The 22,806-nt window shown below is 31.4% G+C and carries 20 protein-coding genes and 1 other annotated feature; of the genes, 16 read left to right on the top strand and 4 right to left on the bottom strand.

From position 1 onward, the window contains the following. Window positions 1–31: 31 nt before the first annotated feature. A complete protein-coding gene (locus CLHOM_RS11715) occupies window positions 32–595 on the top strand; it encodes an accessory gene regulator ArgB-like protein (protein WP_052221878.1) in 564 nt (187 codons plus the stop codon). Window positions 596–631: 36 nt separating this feature from the next. Here the strand turns inward: CLHOM_RS11715 and CLHOM_RS11710 are convergent, their stop codons facing one another. Continuing rightward, window positions 632–1,648 (bottom strand): MarR family transcriptional regulator, encoded by a 1,017-nt coding sequence (locus CLHOM_RS11710; protein ID WP_052221877.1) that lies wholly within the window; start codon window positions 1,646–1,648, stop codon window positions 632–634. 229 nt (window positions 1,649–1,877) lie between these two features. On the opposite strand from CLHOM_RS11710, the gene CLHOM_RS11705 reads away from it, so the two are divergent. The 6 genes from CLHOM_RS11705 to nuoB are packed head-to-tail and all read left to right on the top strand — an operon-like array spanning window position 1,878 to window position 9,066. Further along, window positions 1,878–3,653, top strand: coding sequence for a proton-conducting transporter transmembrane domain-containing protein (locus CLHOM_RS11705; protein ID WP_052221965.1), 1,776 nt, complete (start codon window positions 1,878–1,880; stop codon window positions 3,651–3,653). Window positions 3,654–3,666: 13 nt separating this feature from the next. After that, window positions 3,667–4,599, top strand: a complete 933-nt coding sequence (locus CLHOM_RS11700) for a respiratory chain complex I subunit 1 family protein (protein ID WP_052221876.1) — start codon at window positions 3,667–3,669, stop codon at window positions 4,597–4,599. Window positions 4,600–4,629: 30 nt separating this feature from the next. Then, window positions 4,630–5,241, top strand: coding sequence for a hydrogenase (locus tag CLHOM_RS11695; protein ID WP_052221875.1), 612 nt, complete (start codon window positions 4,630–4,632; stop codon window positions 5,239–5,241). A 10-nt stretch (window positions 5,242–5,251) separates the two neighbouring features. Continuing rightward, window positions 5,252–6,709 carry a proton-conducting transporter transmembrane domain-containing protein gene (locus tag CLHOM_RS11690; protein ID WP_052221874.1) on the top strand — a complete coding sequence of 486 codons (1,458 nt, stop codon included), beginning with the start codon at window positions 5,252–5,254 and terminating at the stop codon, window positions 6,707–6,709. A 17-nt stretch (window positions 6,710–6,726) separates the two neighbouring features. After that, on the top strand, window positions 6,727–8,307 hold the full coding sequence (locus CLHOM_RS11685) for a hydrogenase large subunit (RefSeq protein ID WP_052221873.1): 1,581 nt from the start codon (window positions 6,727–6,729) through the stop codon (window positions 8,305–8,307). 12 nt (window positions 8,308–8,319) lie between these two features. Next, window positions 8,320–9,066 (top strand): NADH-quinone oxidoreductase subunit NuoB, encoded by a 747-nt coding sequence (gene nuoB, locus CLHOM_RS11680; protein ID WP_052221872.1) that lies wholly within the window; start codon window positions 8,320–8,322, stop codon window positions 9,064–9,066. Between the two features lie 25 nt (window positions 9,067–9,091). On the opposite strand, the gene CLHOM_RS11675 is transcribed toward nuoB, so the two are convergent. Further along, window positions 9,092–9,943 (bottom strand): PLL family lectin, encoded by an 852-nt coding sequence (locus CLHOM_RS11675; RefSeq protein WP_479723123.1) that lies wholly within the window; start codon window positions 9,941–9,943, stop codon window positions 9,092–9,094. Window positions 9,944–10,538: 595 nt separating this feature from the next. On the opposite strand from CLHOM_RS11675, the gene CLHOM_RS11670 reads away from it, so the two are divergent. Both CLHOM_RS11670 and CLHOM_RS11665 read left to right on the top strand, forming a co-directional pair. Further along, complete coding sequence (locus tag CLHOM_RS11670) at window positions 10,539–11,267, top strand: hypothetical protein (RefSeq protein WP_052221871.1); 729 nt, start codon at window positions 10,539–10,541, stop codon at window positions 11,265–11,267. Between the two features lie 116 nt (window positions 11,268–11,383). Beyond that, the gene (locus CLHOM_RS11665) at window positions 11,384–12,487 is read left to right on the top strand and encodes an AI-2E family transporter (RefSeq protein WP_052221870.1); all 1,104 of its coding nucleotides are present in this window, start codon (window positions 11,384–11,386) and stop codon (window positions 12,485–12,487) included. A 104-nt stretch (window positions 12,488–12,591) separates the two neighbouring features. On the opposite strand, the gene CLHOM_RS18815 is transcribed toward CLHOM_RS11665, so the two are convergent. Both CLHOM_RS18815 and CLHOM_RS11655 read right to left on the bottom strand, forming a co-directional pair. Beyond that, the gene (locus CLHOM_RS18815; protein WP_074782827.1) at window positions 12,592–14,604 is read right to left on the bottom strand and encodes a peptidoglycan-binding domain-containing protein; all 2,013 of its coding nucleotides are present in this window, start codon (window positions 14,602–14,604) and stop codon (window positions 12,592–12,594) included. A gap of 147 nt (window positions 14,605–14,751) precedes the next feature. Further along, a complete protein-coding gene (locus CLHOM_RS11655) occupies window positions 14,752–15,417 on the bottom strand; it encodes a phosphatase PAP2 family protein (RefSeq protein WP_052221869.1) in 666 nt (221 codons plus the stop codon). Window positions 15,418–15,849: 432 nt separating this feature from the next. Here CLHOM_RS11655 and CLHOM_RS11650 point away from each other — a divergent pair, with 432 nt between their 5' ends. The 7 genes from CLHOM_RS11650 (at window position 15,850) to CLHOM_RS11620 (ending at window position 22,526) form a co-directional block, all read left to right on the top strand. Next, a complete protein-coding gene (locus CLHOM_RS11650; RefSeq protein WP_052221868.1) occupies window positions 15,850–16,113 on the top strand; it encodes a TM1266 family iron-only hydrogenase system putative regulator in 264 nt (87 codons plus the stop codon). 20 nt (window positions 16,114–16,133) lie between these two features. Continuing rightward, the gene (gene hydG / locus CLHOM_RS11645; RefSeq protein WP_052221867.1) at window positions 16,134–17,552 is read left to right on the top strand and encodes a [FeFe] hydrogenase H-cluster radical SAM maturase HydG; all 1,419 of its coding nucleotides are present in this window, start codon (window positions 16,134–16,136) and stop codon (window positions 17,550–17,552) included. Between the two features lie 43 nt (window positions 17,553–17,595). After that, window positions 17,596–17,841: a binding site (T-box leader), on the top strand. 51 nt (window positions 17,842–17,892) lie between these two features. Further along, entirely contained in the window at window positions 17,893–19,077 is a 1,185-nt protein-coding gene (trpB, locus tag CLHOM_RS11640) for a tryptophan synthase subunit beta (protein ID WP_052221866.1), read from the top strand. Further along, window positions 19,070–19,840 (top strand): tryptophan synthase subunit alpha, encoded by a 771-nt coding sequence (trpA, locus tag CLHOM_RS11635; protein ID WP_052221865.1) that lies wholly within the window; start codon window positions 19,070–19,072, stop codon window positions 19,838–19,840. Before trpB ends, trpA begins: the two co-directional genes overlap by 8 nt. A 247-nt stretch (window positions 19,841–20,087) precedes the next feature. Beyond that, window positions 20,088–20,918: a transporter substrate-binding domain-containing protein gene (locus tag CLHOM_RS11630; protein ID WP_052221864.1), complete on the top strand. Its 831-nt coding sequence runs from the start codon at window positions 20,088–20,090 to the stop codon at window positions 20,916–20,918. A 66-nt stretch (window positions 20,919–20,984) separates the two neighbouring features. Then, window positions 20,985–21,767, top strand: a complete 783-nt coding sequence (locus tag CLHOM_RS11625; RefSeq protein WP_052221863.1) for an amino acid ABC transporter permease — start codon at window positions 20,985–20,987, stop codon at window positions 21,765–21,767. An 18-nt stretch (window positions 21,768–21,785) separates the two neighbouring features. Further along, window positions 21,786–22,526: an amino acid ABC transporter ATP-binding protein gene (locus CLHOM_RS11620; RefSeq protein ID WP_052221862.1), complete on the top strand. Its 741-nt coding sequence runs from the start codon at window positions 21,786–21,788 to the stop codon at window positions 22,524–22,526. Window positions 22,527–22,806 lie beyond the last annotated feature (280 nt).

The raw sequence follows: 22,806 nt of genomic DNA, 5'->3' as shown, positions 1-22,806 counted from the left end.
ATCTTTTAGATATACTCAAGGAGGAGTGCATTTGAGAGAAATAATTAAGAAAATATCAAGAGTGATTTCTAAAACAAATGAATACAATGAAGATGAAGAAGAACAAGTGGAATACGCTCTGAGAATAGTTATATTCGAATTTTTAAAAATAGTTGGTGTCATCATTTTATTTAGTCTTATGGGCTATCCTGTTCGGGCTATTGTTGCTATTGGGACCATGACTTTAGTAAAGCCATATATTGGCGGTTATCATGAGGATACTCAGGTGAAGTGTTTTACTGCTACTTTAATTATTGTTGGATGTATCATTTATTTAAGTATAAATTTAAGACTTGATTTTATAGCTAAGTTAATCTTAAATCTAGTTTCATTTTACTGTATATGGCAGCAGGCACCAGTAATAAATCCTAAAATGGAAATAACAAGACCTGAGCTTATTAAAAGAAACAGAGTACTAGGTATAGCATTTTCTTTAGCATTAATTTTTATTTCTATTATTTTTAATAAGTATACTTTAGTATCCGATGTAATAATATGGACAATTGTATTTCAAGCATTATTGATGTTTAACAAAAGAGAAAGAAATTGCAAATAGGGCATATGCCCTTTTTTAATGCCCTAGCTTATAAATTTATTTGAATTTATCATGGTAATTTTTTATTACTTCATTTGTCTTTTCTAAGTATATTTCTACCATATAATTTTGAAGCCTTTTGTTAATAGCATATAAATAATTATTAATTTTATTGAGGCTTTTTTCTTCTATTTCCTTCAAATAATCATGAATTATCAATCGTTCACTGTTAAGTTTAAAATCTTCTATTAGCAGTTCTTCTCCCTTTGAATTTATATATAGATAAAGAGAGTTTTTAACTGTGGATTTTTCTTTAAAAATAAGATCTTTAGCGTATAAATTTTTTACAACCAAATTTGCTGTTGAAGGAGCCCAAAAGGCAAGTGAACTCAATGTTCTAGAGTTAATTCCAGGAAAAGCTTCAATTATCCAAAGAGCCCTTAACTGTGGATAGGTTAAATTTAAATCTCTTAATAAAAGGCTGTGATCTCGCTCCATATGTAGAGTAAATATTCTTAAGGTATTATAAAAAAATACAAGCTTTTTTATCATTTTAGCTTCTCTCACAGAAAATTTTGTATAGTCAACTTTCAAGCTGAGAGAATTAATTCTGTCTACATATTCGAAAATATGATCTTTGCCGCATTTTATAATAATGTCCTTATAAAAGTTCACGATAAAATCCAGTTCATCTTCATTAAATAAATTCAGTAAATCAAAAAGATGAAAGTTATTTGATTTGCCTTGTTTATTAATGTCTATATATCTCTCACCTTCTGATGTAACGTGCAATTTATGCAGCTTTTTATTTTCGGTTTCATCCTTTACTACAAGATGTTTTTTGGCTAGTATTTTTAAAATATTTGTTACTGTAGGACATGTCCAGTAACCCATAGTTGCAATTTCACCTACAGATATTCCAGGAAATGCTTTTAATATCCATAAAATTCTTAGCTGAGGCAGGGTTATTCCACTGGCTTCTACCACAGAACTATAATTATACTCTATATTTAGAAAGCAATATCGAGATAGATTATAAAAAGCATGGGTATCTAGCAATTTATTATTGTTCAATTTACGTCTCCTCCTTTGTGGTAAATATATTTATCGTCAAATATATTGAAATTTAGACAGTATAGTGATAAGATAAATTTTGTGTTGCATTTTAGTTTTAATGTTCGAATACTAAGTATATTTAAGAAAATTTACATAATTAAATTCTAATACAAAAATCAAAAAAGTATATAGTTTTTTAACATTCGAGTACTAATTATTTGAAAGGAGAGAAAAAATTTTGTCATCAATGTTTTTTTACAACGGCATCATGAGGGATCCAATTTCTATTTTTTTTGCAATTATCATTGTTTTAGTTTTTGTTCCTATTTTTATATATTCTAAAGGTTATACCTCAGAATATATAGGTAAATACTCAGTTAAATATAACTTCACATTAACCATTTTATTTGTTTTTTCTATGCTCTGTGTAGTATTTGCAGGGGACAGTATAACATTTTTAGTATTTTGGGAAGTTATGAGTGCTGTTTCATTTTTTATTGTAATATACGAACATAACAATAAAGAAAACATTAAATCAGGAATAATGTATTTTATGATGACTCATATTAGTGGATTATTCTTAATGATAATGTTTGCCTTTATTTATAAATATACAGGTAGTACAAGCTTTCAAGATATTTATAAGTTATCCATCAACTTTGATGAAAGTCAAAAGTATATAATTTTCATTTTTGCTATTTTGGGTTTTGGAGCAAAAGCTGGAATTATACCTCTTCATGCGTGGCTGCCAAAAGCACATCCTAGCGCCCCATCTAATGGCTCAGCTCTTATGTCAGGACTTATGCTAAAGGTTGCTCTTTATGGATTAATAAGAGTTACCTTTACACTTATTGGGATTGTACCTTTAAAATTAGCTCTTTTATTAGTAGTATTAGGATCATTAACTGCAATCTATTCAGTTCTCAATGCAATAATGCAAAAGGATATTAAAAGATTTTTAGCATATTCCAGTGCTGAAAATATTGGAATAATACTTTCATCCTTAGGCCTTTCATTAGTTTTTTATAATTTTAATTTAGTATCCTTTGCTAACTTAACCTTAACAGCTGCTTTATTTCATATATTAAATCATGCAATATTTAAGAGCTTGCTTTTCGCCAATGCGGGCAGTGTTCTATATGCAACAGGAACAAAGAACATGAATGAGCTGGGAGGACTTTATAAAAAAATGAAATTTGCAGCTATATGTGCTTTTATTGGTACTGCTGCAATTTCAGCAATTCCGCCTCTAAATGGCTTTACTAGTGAAATATTAATTTTTAAGTGTTTTATAATTGGAACTACTTCTATTGAAGGTACATGGACTGCTTTAATTATTATAGCTTCTGGGCTTCTTATAACCTTAACCAGCGGTGTTACCTTGTATGCATCTGTTAAAAGCTTTGGAATAACTTATCTTGGTGCTGAAAGAAGTGAAAAAGCTTTAAAGGTTCATAAAATTCCATTATCAATGAATTTAGGTCTTGGGCTGTTAGCTTTTATGTGTATTGCATTTGGAGTATTTTCTCCGTACATAATTAATTTAATATCAAAGGTTTCAAATTCAATTTTAAGTACAAATGTACCATTGATAAATAGTGAAGTGAATAATGAAATTATGATTGCAGCTAGTATTTTCTTTTTACTTATAGTAATTATAATTTCAGCATCTAAGGTATTAAATAATAAAACGACTTCAACTATTAAAGAAACCTGGGGCTGCGGATTTAATAATTTAAAGCCTTATATGCAATATAGTGGTGATGGATATAGTCAACCCTTAGCAAAGATTTTTGGTAAAATAGTTGGTTACAGCAAGGAAGTAAAAATATCTTCCTCAATTCATTTAAGAGACAGGTCAGTAGATAACATAGAAAAATACATATACGGGCCTACAGTAGAGTTAGTTCATAATATAGCAGCGTATATAACCAAAATTCATTTTGGAAAGATACAAGCATATGTAGCTTATATTTTTATATCACTGATAGTTACAGTATTACTTGTAAACATGTTTATTTAGGGAGGTTAGAAGCGTGAAGTATATATTAATAAATTTTATCCAAAGTTTAGCACTTATTATCTTAACCCCGCTTTTTATAGGAATACTGAAAAAATTTAAAGCTGTATTAAGAGGATATAAAGGTTTTAACATTTTCCAAGTATATTATGACTATCATAAGCTTTTTAAAAAGGGTAGGGTAAGAAGCAGCTATAGCAGTTTTATAACAGATTTAGGACCTATAGTAAGCTTAGCTGCAGCTATTACAGCCGCATTTATGATACCAGTTATTTTTAGTAGTGGACAAAAAACTTTTGGAAGCATGTTTCTAATAATATTTATAATTGCAATTATTAAATTTTTTAATACTTTAATAGGTTTAGATTGTGCAAGTACCTTTGGAGGTATGGGAAGCAGCAGGGAGCTTTTTATAGCAATGCTTGTTGAGCCAATAATGTTTATTACTATAATGTTTTTGTATTTTGAAAATAAGTCTCTGAATATTTTACATATATCCTTTATGAATAGCGCAGTTTCTTTTTATAGTATTGGGCATATTTTAGCTGCACTGTCCTTTTTCCTACTGATTTTAACTGAAAATGCCAGATTACCAATAGATAATCCGGAAACTCACCTAGAGCTTACTATGATACATGAAGCCATGATATTAGATTTGTCTGGAACAGATTTAGCTTTTGTAGAATTAGCTTCACAAATAAAGCTTATAGTTTTTTCAACTATCTTAATCAATCTTTTTATGCCCTTTGGTATAGCAACAACTTTGGGTTTGACTGCATTTTTAAAAGCAATTGGTTTTTATATTATTAAGCTTTTAGTAATTTTATTTATTATTTCAATTATTGAAACTTCAATGGCAAAATCAAGATTGTTTAGAGTTCCAGAGCTGTTATCAGCAGCATTTTCTATTGCCATTGCAGCTATTTCATTAAATTATTTTTTAGGATAAATTTTTCGAATGTTGAAAGGAGGAGGAAATATGTTACAGCTTTTACTTGCTGTTGTAATATTATCTGGAATTTTAATTTGCGGCTTCCGTAGAGTTAAGCTTCTGACATTGAGCTTTGCATTTCAGTCCCTAGCAATAACCTTCATATGCATAATTGCAGGATATAATACAAAAGAAGTACATTTCTTCATAATTGGAGTATTAACTCTTGTGATTAAGGTATTCATAATACCATACATAATAGAAAAGTCTATAAAGTATTTAAAGGTTAAAAGAGAGATGGATCTCATAATAAATATTATAAATTCTTTTATAATTTCAGGACTTTTTATAATAATAATTTTTGCTTTTTTTAGAAACTTAGACAATACTTATTTAAAAACAGGATTGTTTTTGGGATTAGTTGGGGCAACTCTTATGATAGGGAGAAAGAAGGCTATTACCCAAATGATAGGTTTATTAACTATAGAGAATGGGATTATTTTATTTGAAATGTCTGTAGTAAAGCTTTCTCTAGTTTTGGAGGCTTGGATGGCATTGGAGGTTTTAGTATTGGCACTTCTTATGGGAATAATGATATTTCATATTAATAAGACCTTTGATACTGTTAACACAGATTATCTTTCAAATTTAAAGGAATAGAGGTGACAAAATGACCTTATCATCCTGCGGGATTATATTTATAGTAGTACTTTTATTAACAATACTTTTAAAAAATATTAAGACAATTTCTATTTTAACGATTCTCAATATGCTTATGCTTATTGTAGTTTCAGCCTTATTATACATAAATCTTAAAAGTGAAAACTCATTATTATATTACAATGATTTAATATATATAGACAGTTTGAATATTATTCAGTTTATTTTAATAAGTACAATATCCTTTATAGCTTCAATCTATTCTTACAAGTACATAAAAGAAGAACTGGAAGACTCTACTATAACAATTAATTTTGCTAAGGTATATTACTTTTTATTTAACTTATTTGTGTTATCAATGATAGCAGTTGCAATTAGCAATAATATAATATTAATGTGGATAAGCCTTGAAGCTACAACTCTTTCTACGGCATTATTAATTGGATTCAATAGAAGTAAGCTTTCTTTAGAAGCTGCTTGGAAATATATTATTATTTGTTCTATTGGTATTGTTTTAGGGTTAGTAGGGATAATTTTATTTATCTATGCTTCCACAGATTCTACTCAGGAAGTATTAAAGTGGAATTATCTTATAAAAAATTATGGCATTTTGAATAAGGATATGATTAAATTCGGGTTCTGCTTTATTTTTATAGGTATTGCTACAAAAGCTGGACTAGCTCCTATGCATACATGGCTTCCAGATGGTCATAGTGAAGCACCATCTCCTATAAGTGCTATGATGTCAGGGTTACTTTTAAATCTTGCTCTTTATGTTGTTATAAGATTTTATATTGTAGTTTCATTAATACCTGGATTAGAAAAAATGAAGTATTTATTTATAGTGTTTGGATTAATATCATTAGTTGTATCAGCTTTTAGCATATTAAAACAAAATAATTATAAAAGGCTTTTAGCTTTTTCCTCTGTAGAAAACATGGGTATTATAACCTTAGGTTTTGGGATAGGTGGACCTATTGCTGTATATGGTTCATTATTACATTCTATTATTCACGCATATGGCAAATCACTATTGTTTTTGGTATCAGGAAACATTTTGAAGGTATATAAAACTAAGCGTATTGATAGAGTAAACAATTTAATAAAAACAATGCCAATAAATGCTGTGTTTTTAATTCTTGGAATTCTTGTAATAACAGGAATGCCGCCCTTTGCATCTTTTTTTAGCGAATACAATATACTTATGGCGGCAATAAAGAATGGTAATTATTTAACATCTGCTCTTTACTGCATATGTATTCTTATTGTTTTTGGAGGCTTTTTAAAAGTTTTCATCAATATGATTTATAGTCATGACAAGGAGTTTAATACAAGGAGCAAAGAGGATAAAGAAAACATAATTCCATTAATTATTTTATTTATTACAATAGTAGCTATCAGTCTTTTATTTACTAAGGAAATAGCTGAAGCAATTAATAAAGCTGTTTTAATTATTAATGGGAAATAAGAAAAGGATGTGAAATAGTGAATATTGCTTTGTTAAAAGAAGAGCTAATAAGCCAAAAATATAATAGTATAATAAAAAACAAAAATGAACTTTATGTAGATAGTGATATTTCTAATGTAAAGGAATTAGTGAATACATTCTTATCAAAATATAAATTGAAATTCATAGCAGAATTTTGTAATGAGGATTTCACAAAAGCAGACTTAGAAAATAATTTTATTATCAATATAATATTCACTAACAGCAAGGAAGGATATTTTGTAGTACTCAGATACGAAACAAAGGAAGAAATTATATCCTTACAGGATGCTTTATTTCAAAGTCATTTATTTGAGAGAGAAATCAGTGACCTCTTTGGATTAAAAATAGTGGACGGAATAGATAAGAGAGAGCTGGTTAAACATGAAAAATGGCAAAAGGATATATATCCATTAAGAAAAAGCTTCCCACATGGTGCTAAATTACAAGAAAAAGATGAAATACCTCCTTATAAGTTTAAAGAAATTGCTGGAGATGGTGCCTATCAGATACCTGTAGGACCTGTTCACGCAGGTATAATTGAACCGGGACATTTTAGATTTAGTGTTATAGGAGAACCTATTGAAAATTTAGAGATAAGGCTTAATTATAAGCATAGAGGCATTGAAAAGCTCTGTGAAAATATAGAAGCAAATCAACTAAACTTATTATTTGAAAGAATGGCTTGTGAGTCTTCTGTTGCCTATGCTGAAAGTTATGCTCTTTTGGTTGAAAAGTTATTAAACTTTAATGTACCTAATGAAATAAAAGCATTAAGAGTTGTGCTTTTAGAATTAGAAAGGATATATAATTTTTTAGGAGATATAGCTGGGATATGTGTAGATGTAGGCTTTAGTTATCCGGCTAAAAAGTATGGGTATTTTCAAGAGCAAATCCATCAACTTTGTGAAAGAATAACTGGAAGTAGATTTATGAGAAATGCCATTACACCTTGCGGCATAAACATAGATTTTAGAAAAGAACAGATTGAAGATATTAAAGCTACATTAGAAGGCCTTAAAAATAGAATGAATAAGATAATAGGAATTACTTTAGATACTGTTTCATTTTTAGACAGAGTTGAAAATACTGGAATAGTTCGAAATAAAACTGCTAGAAAGCTTTATATGACAGGAGTTGTGGGAAGGGCATCAAGAATTAATTACGACGTTAGAAAGAGCTTTCCTTATGAAATATATGAAATGTTTAAAAATAGCAATAATGTTGAAGAAATTGGAGGAGTCTTTGAAAGATATAAATTAAAGATAAGTGAGATTTGGGATGCCTTTAAATTCATTTCTATTTCTCTAGACTGCATCACAAAGGACATAATAAAAACAAAAAATCAGTTTAATTTAGTTGAAGGTACAGAAGCATTAACTGCAGTAGAAACAGTAAAGGGGGAACTAATTGTATATGGACAAGTAGGCAAAAATAATAAATTCAATAGAATTTATTTTAAAACGCCTTCCTTTACTAACTGGAATGGCTTAACCTATGCAGTTCTAGGAGAAATAGTACCGGATTTTCCGTTATGCAATAAGAGCTTTAACATGTCTTATTCAGAAAATGATAAATAGGCAGGTGATAAGATGAAGTTTATTTTAGATAGAATAAAAAACGGCAGAGAAACTGTTAAAGATCCTCTTTATGAAAATCCCTTTAGTTATGGAAAAATAATTGTTAATGAAGAAATGTGCACTGGATGCAGTGAATGCGTTAAGGAGTGTTTAGTTAAGGCTATTTCTATCAAATGTACTGATGATAAAGAAGATGCAAGTTTAAATAAAAAAACTACTGTAGAGATAGATTATAAAAAATGTATTTATTGTAATAATTGTATCGATAAATGTCCATCTAAAGCACTAAGTGGAAGCAGCGATTATAAAATGGCAAGCATTGAGATGCTTGGGCAAGAGGTTAAAGAAAAAATATATAGTAAATTTAAAAGATCCTTGGTTTTAAGGTCTGTGGACACTGGTTCTTGCAATGGATGTATGATGGAAGTGGCTAATACACAAAATACCTACTATGATTTATCAAGATACGGTGTTAATTTTGCAGCTTCTCCAAGGCATGCAGACGGAATAGTAGTTACTGGACCTGTAACATTAAATATGAAGGAAGCATTAATAAAAACCTATAATGCTGTAGCAGAGCCTAAAATTGTTATTGCAGTAGGAAGCTGTGCATACAATGGTGGAATATTTAAAGATGGGTATGCGGTATGTGAAGATTTAAATGATATTTTACCAGTAAATTTAGTAATACCAGGGTGTCCACCATCTCCTCAGGCAATACTGTATGGATTGCTTAAAATAATGGAAACCGACAGATGATTTTCACCTGTCGGTTTTTTAAAAGCTAATTTCTCCATATATGCCACATTGCATTATTTGTTCCTCTAGCAAATACATCAGTTCTATTTGGACCCCAAGACACTGCAGCTGGGTCCGAGGTAATATTTCCACCAAGATTGCTCCAATTACTCCAACGAGTACCATTCCAAGACATGGTCATCAATTGATTATTTTGACCTCTTGCAAATACTTCAAGTTTATTAGGTCCTCTAGAGGATACTGCAGGAGCTGAGGTTAAATTTCCACCAAGGTCTTCCCAATTACTCCAACGAGATCCATTCCACCATAGGTGATAAAGACGATTTCCTTGACCACGGACAAACACGTCAATTCTATTATTTCCCCAAGAAACAGCAGCAGGAGCTGAGGTTAATACTCCACCAAGGTTTTCCCATTCGCTCCAAGTAGAGCCATTCCACCATTTATGATAAAGTGCATTATCAGTTCCTCGTACAAAGGTATCAAGTCTATTAGGTGCCCAAGAAGCTGCAGCAGGAGCTGAAGTTAAAACTCCTCCAAGATCTTCCCATTGACTCCAGCGGGAACCGTCCCAGAAAATGTGCCACATGGCATTATTGGTGCCGCGGCCGAAAACATCAATTCTGTTATTTCCCCAGGATACAGCAGCAGGAGCTGAGGTTAATACTCCTCCAAGTCTTTCCCAATTACTCCAAGTAGAGCCATTCCACCATTTATGATATAAAGCACTATCACTTCCTGTAGCAAAGGTATCAAGTCTATTAGGTGCCCAAGAAGAAACTCCAGGGCCAAAGGCTAACACTCCTCCAAGATCCTCCCATTGGCTCCATCTATCAGGTGATGGTGGTGTGATGATGCTTCTTAAAGTAAATTCTATTACATCTCTAAAGGTGCTATTTACTATGTTATTTGGTACACCAGCTGCACGAAGAGCATTAAATATCCAAGCATTACTTCTTCTAAAGCTGCTAAAAAGTAAATTTGTCCTTTGATTTATGTTTCCACTGTATCTTGAGGCATTATCTATTGTATATGCTATAGCGGTTCTAAAGTAATTATTAATTTGTGCTCTATTGACTCCGTATCTCTGTAGGGTTCTGCTAAGTTCAGGTCTTTGAATATTAAGTTGTGCTAATATTCTATTTACTTGTTGTTGGGGAGCTCTAAAACTATCAAAGTAGTCTTCATCATAGAATGCAGAAAAATTTTCAAACTCTGGATAATCTTCAAATCTATAAAAGTTTCTCATTTGTTCATTTAAAAAGGGGCAGCTAGTTTGATGTATACAGTTAGAACAATAAAAAAATTGATTGTACATTGAAAACCTCCTCATTTTTTGCTGAGGTCTAAAACCCCATCAATTATATTTTATTGGCTAATTTGCGAAATGTTACAAAAACATTTTTATAACATATTACATCCTTAAATCATAGGCTATTATACAAAAGCTTATAATTGAGAAAGGAGTCCTTATGAATTATTATAATTTTAATCCTACTAGTAGTATAATTTCGAGAATTGTAGCCTTTGCAAGGGGAGATGTAAATGGTGATAGAATACCTGACAACATATATTTAACTGGTATAAAGACACCAAGCAGTCCTTTTATTCAGAATATAACTCTTGTTATTCAAGATGGAAGGACAGGAATGGTTACGTCCATACCACTTAATGAAAATGCAGGCTATAATCCTACTCTGTTTTTAGGTGACTTTACAGGAGATGGAATAGATGATATCTTAATAGGCATTAATTCAGGCGGAAGCGGAGGAATGATGTATTACTATATTTATTCTTTCAATAACAATATAGTGAAGCTGTTATTTGATTTTGATGTATATAATAAAGAATATCAATACAGTGTTACTTATAAAGACAATTATAAGGTTGAAGTTATTAGTAAGAAAAATAATATGCAATACATCATAGATATATCTAATAAAGGAGCTGATTATTTAAACGAAATTTATGATGAAAATGGCAAGCTAAAGAATCCTATAGAGGGATTTGTAAATCCTATAAGTGGTTTGTATCCTGTAGATTTTGATTCAAATGGAGTATATGAGCTATTGGCATTTCAAAAGATAGCTGGAAGATATAATGCAGATTCACTAGGTTATATTCAGAACTTATTGAGATGGGAGAATAACAAGTTTGTTTTATACAATCAATTTGTAGCTATTTTTGGGGCAGAAGTATAAAAACTTTTAGTTAAGAATAGAGACGTTTAGTTAAAAATTATGGTATAATATTGGGAAAAGTACCACATGGCTGCATCCATGTGGTAATCTGCTATTATAAAAAGGAGAGCATCATAATGGACGATAAAATGAAAAAGAATTTATTTTGGGGAATTACATACTTAGGATTATTAGCATTACTAATAATTTATTTCACACCAATAATGCAGGGAGTAGGAAAAGTTCTTATTTTATTTAAAACATTTTTTATAGGGCTATCTATTGCATTTATCTTAAATAAACCTTGTATGAATATTGAGAAATTATTAAATAAAGGAATATTTAAAAATAGAAAAAGTTCCTTTTCAAGAGGAATAGCCATTACGATTACTTATATTTTATTTATTCTAATAGCAACAATGCTAATTAGCTTTGTAATACCTCAATTAATAATAAGCGTACAAGTTTTATTGAATAATATTGGAGTTTATACTGATAATTTACAAATGTATATAACTGAGATTACAGATTTTTTAGGAGTAGATAAAGTTAAAATATCTACTATAGCTACTATAATTCCACAGTATGTAAATGAGCTGGGAAGCAGCATAACAGTTATGCTTTCACAGGTAATAAGCATAACCACAAGTATTTTATCCTTTGTTTCAAATTTGCTTATTTCAATTGTATTTTCAATATATTTTCTATCAGGAAAAGAAAGCTTACTTAGACAAAGTGAAAAGTTTTTTAGTACCTATTTACCAGAAAAAATATTTAGAAAGGCTTCCTATGTTTATTATATTGTTATAGACACATTTAACAAATATGTTATAGGGCAATTAATTGAAGCTGTTATAATTGGTGCTCTTTGTACAGTTGGAATGCTTATTTTCAGATTTGAGTATCCACTGCTTATAGGAGTTCTAATTGGAATAACTGCATTGGTACCAGTAGTTGGTGCTTATATAGGTGGATTTATTTCCTTTATACTTTTACTAATGATAAACCCAACAATGGCCTTTTGGTTCATTCTTTTCCTAATTGTAGTTCAGCAATTTGAAGGGAATATAATTTATCCTAGAGTGGTTGGAAGCAGCTTAGGGCTTCCTAGCATATGGATACTTTTATCTATCACAATTGGCGGTGGACTCGCTGGCCCAATAGGAATTCTTCTTGGAATACCAATTGCAACTGTTGTATATATATTGCTTAAAAATGATATAAAAAATAGGGCATGTTAAACGTAAATGAAGCTTAATAGAGGATAAATAGATTATAAAAATAAGGGTTTTCTCAAACTTTGAGAAAACCCTTATTTTAAGTTTTATAATTATTTTGTATATGTTTATTTAATAACCTCTTGTTTTCCTGTTACAGAAGATGTAGCATCCATCTTAAATCCATCCTTAGCAGCTTGGCTAGTAAAGAAAATATTACCTTGTATCTTCATATCAACTAATTGAAAATCAGTTGTTGTAACATAAAGGTCACCCTTAAAGATTCCCTTTTGAATACTAGCATTTGGACTCTTTATAGTTAATTTAGGTGCTGTTAAAGTGAATCTATGAGTTACATTTCTCTTGTCATCTTGAGCATAAAGAGCTATTTTACGTTGTACTACAGGAGGATTTTTTGTATTTTTAAATTCTCCATCCAATACAAGTTCCTTATTTATAGTTAAGTCTCTAACTATAGCAGGAATCCATGTACCGTCTTTGCTTATTGCTTTTTCAAAAGCAGCTGCATTATCTACTATTGAAGCTGTTGTTACAGCATCAACTTGAGCTAATATTTTGCTTCCAGTAACTGAAGATCCATTATTCATTTGGAATGTATCTTTAGCTGCTTGTGTAGTGAAGATAATATTTCCTTCAACCTTAGTATCAATTAGATTATAATTTGCAGTTGAAACAGTAAGGTCACCCTTATGAGTTACAATCTTTCCACCAGCTTCCTTTGCAGCTGCAGCAAGAGCATTAAGATACCCATTTGTATCAGCTAATGTAGCACTAGTTACTGCATCTACTTTTGGATCTGAGCTGTTTGTTTTTATTACTGCGTCTAATTCAGCAATAGTTTTACCAATTACAAAGGTTTCGATACCATTAAAGTTTTGGTTAACAGTTAAAGTAGCGCCACCTTTTTCTTTCATGTTTTTAATATAAGAATCAGCGTTTGCTAATTTAGATGCTAAAACCTTTCCTTCAGGGAAGTTTTTACCAAAATCAGCATCTGAATTTGGAACTGCAACTGTACCATCTTTAGCCATAACTTGATAATCATCAATCATAGCACCTACGATTTTTCCACCAGCAACTGCTACTGTAGCTAATGTATAACATTTTGTTCCATGAGCTTTAGCTTCAACTTTTCCAAGGTTTAAAGTTTTTAATGCTGCAGCATCTATCTTAATTGCTCTATTTCCATTTGCATTCTTTGCAGCTTGGATAATAGCAGCAAGATAGCCATTTGTATCCGCTAGTGTAGCACTAGTAACAGCATCTACTTTTGGATCTTTACTATTTGTTTTAAGTATTGCTTCTAGCTGCGCAATTGTTTTTCCAGTTGCAAAGACTTGTATTGCATTGAAGTTTTGGCTAACAGTTAAAGCTGCACCGCCTTTTTCTTTCATGTTTTTAGTATAAGATTCAGCATTAGCTAGCTTAGATGCCAAAACTTTTGCTGAGTCTAAGTTTGTACCAAAATCAGCATCTGAATTTGGAACTGCAACTGTACCATCTTTAGCCATAACTTGATAATCATCAATTATTACATCTGCTATTTTATCTCCTGCCATAGCTACTATTGCTACTGTAAAGCATTTTGTACCGTGAGCAGCAAATTCAGCTTTACCTAATTTTATAGCAGTTTCAACTTGAGCTGTATTAGCTTTTGATATCGCAGGTTTTGCTGGAATTAATTTTGCAAGAGTTTTTGGACCAACTATTCCGTCAGCTTTAAGTCCATTTTTGCTTTGATAGCTTTTTACAGCTGCTTGAGTCAACTTTCCAAAAATACCATCAACTTTAAGTTTATACCCATTTTCGTTAAGTTTTGTTTGAACAAGCTTAACATCTGAACCATATGAACCAAAGGCAAGTAAACGTTTAACTTCTGATGCTGTCTGAACAGAAGTAGTAGTTTTAGATGAGGTTGAAGTCTTTGTTGAAGTATTAGTTTTAGTCGAAGTTGATGTTGATGTTGATGGTTTTGTATCTGTCTTAGATGGAGTAGTGTCACCAGTTGCAGCAGAAACAACATCTACACCAATTTGTCCAAGCTTTGTATTGCTTCCTATTACAGGAACTGACATTATCAAAGCTAATGAACAAGCCACTGTTGCTAACGTTTTCTTCATTAATATTCCCCCTTACTTGTCAGAAATAAATGGATAATATTTTCACAAAATATTAACAATTATATTATAACAATAATTATTAAAAAAGTATATGTATTCATGGAATATTTTTCATTATTATATAAAAATTTCATTAATTATATTTAATTACTTTGATTGAATATAACTTTCTTTGTCAGAATTGTTTTTAGATAGTTCATAATTACAATAAATTCTATATACAAATATGTGCACTATAAAGCTTAGGAATATACCAGCTAAAACATCCACAATGGAATGTTGTTTTATAAAAACAGTTGATATGCTAATTAAGATTGTAAGAATGAGAGTAAAGAACTTTACTATTGAATTATTTTTAAAACAAACTGAATTTTTAATACCTAAATATAAAGAAATACTAATAGCTACATGTAAACTTGGGCATACGCTGGAGGAGGAATCGCCAATTTGTAATAACTTCACTAATTGAGAAAAGAAGTCTTCAGCATAGGCAGTTGGGCGAAGGGACTGATAATTTGGAAATAGGATATAGATTATCATTGCAATAATCATATCTAAATTTATTGCTCTAAAAGTATTTAGAAGATCTTCTCTTGATTTAGTAAAGAAAATAATAAAAGTAAAAGCAATAAATAAAAACCAAGAGAAGTATGGTAAAACAAATATAGGTATAAATGGGATCATTACATCTATTTTTGAGTGTATATTATATTTTCCATCTATAATATTATTCTCCATAAGAAATAATAAAACAAGAGATATGTAGATTAAAATTTGCACTAAAGCTTTATCTTTTTCAATTTTATAAAACATATAGATACCTCGCATTCTTTTAATAAAATAAGCATCTCCTTCACAACAAAGGCACAAAGGAAACATTTATAATATATAAATATTATAACACTTTCAGAATCTAGAAATACATTAAGTGTTAACATTTTAGTTTAAAACTGGATAAAAATAAGCTGATTGTATTTAAATTATTATTGTGATATAATTATCAATGTTATAGTGCACTAGCTGAAAGTAAGCTTTTGCTGATTTTTCTTGAAGTTAAGCACAGTAAACTAATTTAAAAAAAGAATCGTACTGAATGCATGAGGGTTAGTCCCAAATGAAAAGGCGAGATAATAGTTGTTATAAACTCGGTAATTCTTTATTGATGATTTACTGGGTTTAGTTTGCTATCCTTGTTCCTTTCTGGGCACAGGGATTTTTTATTTTTTTAAAGAAAGGATTAATAAAATGGAAACAAGAATAGCTATTATTGGAATTATTATTGAAAATAAAGATTCTGTAGAAAGATTAAATTCTATCTTACATGAATATAGTGACTATATTATAGGTAGAATGGGAATGCCTTACCATAAGCGCGGTATTCATGTAATAAGTGTTATTTTAGATGCGCCTAATAATGTAATCAGTGCTCTTTCAGGAAAATTAGGAATGTTACCAAACGTAAATATAAAAACAGTTTATTCTAAAGTATCTAAGACAGCAAATGAATAAAAAATTGGAGGAATTTATTAATGTATAATAGCAAATCTAAAATTGCAACTGAATTTATAAATGATGAAGAGATACTGGATACTCTTGAATATGCAAAAAAGAATAAAAGTAACCGTCAGATTATTGAAGAAATTATTGAAAAAGCAAAGGAATGTAAAGGACTAACTCACAGGGAAGCGGCAGTATTATTAGAATGTGATTTGGAAGATGAAAATCAAAAAATGTTTAAGCTTGCAAAGGAAATTAAAGAGAAGTTTTATGGTAATAGAATTGTAATGTTTGCACCTCTTTATCTTTCAAATTACTGCATAAATGGATGTGTTTATTGTCCATATCATTATAAAAATAAAAATATTTCAAGAAAGAAATTGTCCCAGGAAGATATTAAAAGAGAGGTAATTGCCCTTCAGGACATGGGACATAAAAGATTAGCTTTAGAGACTGGAGAAGATCCAGTAAATAATCCTATTGAATATATTCTTGAAAGTATAAAAACAATTTACAGCATAAAACATAAAAATGGATCAATACGCCGTGTTAACGTAAATATTGCTGCAACAACCGTTGAGAACTATAAAAAATTAAAAGAAGCAGGGATTGGAACCTACATTCTTTTCCAAGAGACGTATAATAAGAAAAGTTATGAAGAGCTGCATCCTACTGGACCAAAACATGATTATGCATATCACACAGAGGCAATGGACCGTGCAATGGAAGCTGGCATTGACGATGTAGGATTAGGTGTTCTATTTGGATTAAATATGTATAAATATGATTTTGTGGGATTACTTATGCATGCTGAGCATTTAGAAGCTGCCATGGGAATAGGGCCACATACTATAAGTGTTCCTCGTATTCGACCTGCTGATGATATTGATCCAGAGAATTTTTCAAATGCAATATCTGATGAGATTTTTGAAAAAATTGTTGCGGTATTGCGTATTGCAGTGCCATATACAGGTATGATTGTATCTACAAGAGAATCTCAGAAAACTCGTGAACGTGTGCTAGAACTAGGGGTATCGCAAATCAGTGGTGGTTCAAGAACTAGTGTTGGAGGCTATGTAGAACCAGAAAAAGAAGAGGATAATTCTGCACAGTTTGAAGTAAATGACACACGTACTCTTGATGAGATTGTAAATTGGCTTTTAGAAAAGAATTTTATTCCAAGCTTTTGTACTGCTTGTTATCGTGAAGGAAGAACCGGGGATCGTTTTATGAGCCTAGTTAAATCAGGACAGATTGCAAACTGCTGTCAACCAAATGCATTGATGACCCTTAAAGAATATTTAGAGGATTATGCTTCAGAGGATACAAAGAAAAAAGGAGAAGCATTGATTGCTAAGGAAGTTGAAAAAATACCTAATGAAAAAGTTAAAGCAATAGCAAAAGCAAACCTTACAGAATTAAAGGCAGGAAAACGAGATTTCAGATTTTAGATATGAGTTGACAAAGAGATTTATCAGTGTTAAAATTTTAAACAATAAACCTGTGAGCAAGAGGAGTAGGAATGATTACTTATACTCAGAGAATCGCTAGTTGGTGAGAATGCGGTTATAAAGATTATTCTGAATGGACTTGTGAGGGAAGCCCGAAATTTTTTAGAGTAGGCGCTTACGGGAACCTTGTCCGTTATCAGTAAGGTGTATATGATTGTATACAAAAGGAGTGGGCGATTTATCGTCAATTTGGGTGGTACCGCAGAGCTTTCAAGCTTTTGTCCCTTTTAGGGATGAAAGCTTTTTTTATTTTATTATTTTATTAAGGAGGACTATTAAAATGTTAAAAGGAAGATTTGGAATCCATGGTGGTCAATATATTCCAGAAACTTTGATGAATGCAGTTATTGAACTTGAAGATGCCTATAATTATTATAAAAATGATCCTACATTTATTCAGGAGCTAAAGGAGCTTTTAAATAACTATGCAGGAAGACCTTCAATGCTTTATTATGCCGAAAAGATGACAAAAGATTTGGGCGGTGCAAAGATTTATCTAAAAAGAGAAGATTTAAATCATACTGGCTCACATAAAATAAATAACGTTCTTGGACAAGTGCTTCTTGCAAAACGAATGGGAAAAACCCGTGTAATTGCAGAAACAGGTGCTGGTCAGCATGGAGTTGCTACAGCTACAGCAGCAGCACTAATGGGAATTGAATGCGAAATATATATGGGTAAAGAGGATACAGATCGACAGGCCCTTAATGTTTATAGAATGAAGCTGCTTGGAGCAAAGGTACATTCTGTTACCAGCGGAACTCAGACACTTAAAGATGCAGTAAATGAAACCATGCGTGAATGGACACAAAGGGTAAAGGACACTCATTACGTACTTGGATCTGTAATGGGACCTCATCCTTTTCCAACAATAGTTCGCGATTTTCAAAGTATAATAGGACGTGAAGTAAAGCAGCAAATAAAAGAAAAAGAAGGCAGGCTTCCTGATGTTCTCATAGCTTGCGTTGGAGGAGGCAGCAACGCAATTGGATTATTTCATGACTTCATAGAGGATTCACAGGTTCGCCTAATTGGATGTGAAGCAGCTGGACATGGAGTTGATACAGATAAAACTGCTGCAACAATGGCAGTTGGGTCCATAGGGATATTTCACGGGATGAAATCATACTTTTGTCAAGATGAGTATGGACAAATAGCACCAGTATATTCTATTTCCGCTGGACTTGATTATCCTGGAGTAGGGCCTGAACATGCACATCTTCGAGATTTAGGAAGAGCCGAATATGTACCAGTTACTGATAATGAAGCTGTGGAGGCCTTTGAATACCTTTCACGTACTGAAGGTATTATTCCGGCTATAGAGAGTGCACATGCCGTTGCATATGCAAAAAAAATAGCACCAACTATGGATAAGGATAAAGTAATTGTAATAAATCTTTCTGGTAGAGGAGATAAAGATGTTGCTGCTATAGCACGTTATAGGGGGGTTAAAATTTATGAATAGAATAGGAGAAGTTTTTTCAAAAGGCAAGGCATTTATACCATTTATAACTGCAGGGGACCCATCTATTGAAATAACTGAGCAGTTAGTATATAAAATGGCAGAGGCTGGCGCAGATTTAATTGAACTTGGTATACCCTTTTCTGATCCAATAGCAGAAGGACCAGTAATTCAAGATGCAGATATGCGTGCCCTTTCAGCTGGAGCAACAACAGATAAAATATTCTCTATGATGAAACGCATTCGTAAAGCATGTAATATTCCTATTGCTTTTATGACCTATGTAAATCCTATATTTACTTATGGTACAGAAAAGTTCATGAAAAATTGTAATGAAGTAGGTGTAGACGCAATTATCGTACCTGATGTACCCTTTGAAGAAAAGGAGGAATTAATGCCATTTTGCTCAAAGTATGGAGTGAAATTAATTTCTATGATTGCTCCAACCTCTGAAAATCGCATAAGAATGATTGCAAGTGGAGCCGAGGGATTTATTTATTGTGTTTCTTCAATGGGAGTTACTGGTGTGAGAAAGGAAATTGGAAATCACGTTGAGAAAATGATTAAAACTGTGAAGGAGGTTAGGGATATTCCATGCGCCATTGGGTTTGGTATATCCACTCCAGAACAAGCTTCAACAATGTCTAAGTTTTCTGATGGAGTCATTGTAGGAAGCGCCATCGTAAAAATTGTCGAGAAACATGGAGAGGATTGTATACCTCATGTAACTGAATATGTGAGAATGATGAAAAATGCAATTAGATAAATATAAAAATTTAAGATAATATATCTCCCTAATAATGAGAATTTATAAAGAAATAATTTATATTTATAAATTATTATGACCATATGGAAATTATATTACCCTTGAAACCATTTAAAATTAATGATAAAATTATTAAAATGAGTGGGAAATATTTTATGAAATTATAAATTGGTAAAATTTTCAGTTATTTACCTTTTTAGTTTCCAAATCGAATTTTAAATTGAATATGGCAAGAGGGGGAAATATGATGAAAAAGAAACTATTATTGTCAATAGCAATGTCAATATCTGCTATTATGCTATTAACAGGGTGTGGATCAAAAGGTAATGCAGATGCTGCAAAAAAAGGAACTTTTAAAGTAGGACTTGAATGTGGTTATGCTCCATTCAACTGGACTCAAACTGATAATTCAAATGGTGCTGTTAAGATCGATGGAAGTTCAGAATATGCAGGCGGATATGATATAGAAATAGCTAAAAAGATTGCTGATGGATTAGGAAAAGAATTGGTAGTTGTTAAAACTGAATGGGATGGTCTTGTACCAGCACTAACTTCAGGCAAAATTGATGCAATTGTAGCAGGTATGTCACCAACAGCTGAACGTAAAAAGACAATTGACTTTTCAGATAATTATTATAAGTCAGATTTAGTTATGGTTGTTAAAAAGGGCGGAAAATATGAAGGAGCTACTTCAATACAAGATTTTAATGGAGCTAAAGTTACTGCTCAATTAAATACATTCCACTATTCTGTAATCGACCAAATTAAAGGTGTAGCAAAGCAACCAGCTATGGACAATTTCCCTGCTATGAGAGTTGCTCTTGAATCAGGAATGATTGATGGTTATGTTTCTGAACGTCCAGAAGGAGTAAGTGCTGAAACTGCTAATAAAAACTTTAAAATGGTAGAATTTAAAGATAAATTTGTAACATCAGATGATGATACTGCAATCGCCGTAGGTGTTGCAAAGGGTAGTGAATTAACTCCAAAAATAAATGAAATATTAAAAGGTATCTCAGAAGAACAACGTAAAACTATTATGGACACTGCAATTAAGAATCAACCAGCAGCTAAATAGTGATAATTGTAAACCGGGTGCATTTTTATGCAGTCGGTTTTATAATGTGTTTTAAGGAGGAGAAAAATGAGCTTTGAGTGGCTAGTAAAAATTATTTCAAACAACGGACCAATGTTCATTCGTGGAGCTGGTGTGACGCTTTACATTTCAATAATTGGCACAATTTTAGGCTCTATGATAGGTTTATTAATTGGTGTAATACGAACTATTCCAATGCCAGAGAGAGGGTCCAAAAGAGTATTTTTAAAGGTTATAAATGCAATTCTTTCCGTATATATAGAATTTTTCCGTGGTACACCTATGATTGTACAAGCAATGGTAATATATTATGGTTCAGCTTTGGCTTTTGGAGTAGATATGAATAGGATTGTTGCTGCAATCTTTATTGTTTCCATAAATACAGGTGCTTACATGTCAGAAATTGTTCGTGGTGGTATAGTATCTATTGACAGAGGGCAATTTGAAGCAGCTCATGCTATAGGAATGAACCATATTCAAACTATGTTTAATGTGGTACTGCCACAGGTTATTCGTAATATTCTACCAGCAACAGGAAATGAATTTGTAATAAACATTAAAGATACTTCTGTATTGAATGTAATTTCTGTAACAGAATTATATTTCCAAACAAAATCTATTGCAGGAAACAACTTTAGATATTTTGAATCCTTCTTTGTTGCATGTGTTATTTATTTTATAATGACTTTTACAGTTACAAGAATTTTACGTTTTATAGAAAGAAAATTAGATGGTCCAGACAATTATATTATGATTGGTAACCAAATGCAGGTAGAAACACCTGAAGATATGCTTCGTAGAACAAAAAATGGTGGAGTTGGTCAATTCTAGAGGAGGTTTAAGGTAATCATGGAAAAAGTAATTGATATTCAACACTTAAGTAAATCCTTTGGAAATCATGAGGTGTTAAAAGATATAGATTTTTCAGTAAATAAAGGAGAAGTAGTATGCATTATTGGTTCATCAGGTTCTGGTAAATCAACTCTTCTTCGTTGTGTTAATTTACTTGAAAAACCAAGTGGCGGTGCAATTATTTATAATGGTGAAAACATTTTAGATGACAAGCATGATATTTATGCATATAGAACAAAGTTAGGTATGGTATTCCAACAATTCAACTTATTTAATAATCATAATGTTTTAAGCAACTGTACTGTAGGTCAAATAAAAGTCTTAAAGCGTTCAAAAGAACAAGCAGAAAAAGTAGCTATGAAGTATTTAAAGGTTGTTGGAATGGAGCAATATATTAACGCTAAACCAAGACAATTATCTGGTGGGCAAAAACAGCGTGTAGCTATTGCTAGAGCACTTTCTATGGAGCCGGATGTTATGTTATTTGATGAGCCAACTTCAGCTCTCGATCCTGAAATGGTAGGAGAAGTTCTAAAAGTAATGAAGGAACTTGCTGGAACCGGTCTTACAATGTTAATTGTAACTCATGAAATGGGATTTGCAAAAGAGGTATCTAATAGAGTAGTATTTATGGACAAAGGGGTTATTGCTGAAGAGGGAACTCCAGAACAAATTTTCAATAATCCAATACATGAAAGAACAAAGGAATTCTTGAAAAGAACATTAAATGAAATGTAACACAATTTGAAAAAAGATCTTAAATTGAAATTAGTTTTAATTTAAGATCTTTAATTTTGTAATAAAAGAAAACGCGACGCATTTTTCTTAAGTAACCAGTGACCAGTTGCCAGTAGATTTAATAAAAACTGGTTACTGGGAATTAGTCACTGGTCACTAAGAATCAAAATTTAGGATAATTCGTATTGAAAAATCATGCAAACTGTGATATAGTTCTTATGGATTAAAGAAAACATATCAAAAGTAACTTTAATTTAGTCCAGTGAGACTAAGAAGGAAG

Origin of the sequence: Clostridium homopropionicum DSM 5847, from assembly GCF_001263795.1 — a bacterium.
Lineage (GTDB): Bacteria > Bacillota > Clostridia > Clostridiales > Clostridiaceae > Clostridium_H > Clostridium_H homopropionicum.
Note: the sequence above shows the minus strand (reverse complement) of the source record. Positions and strands in the feature narration are given on the sequence as shown.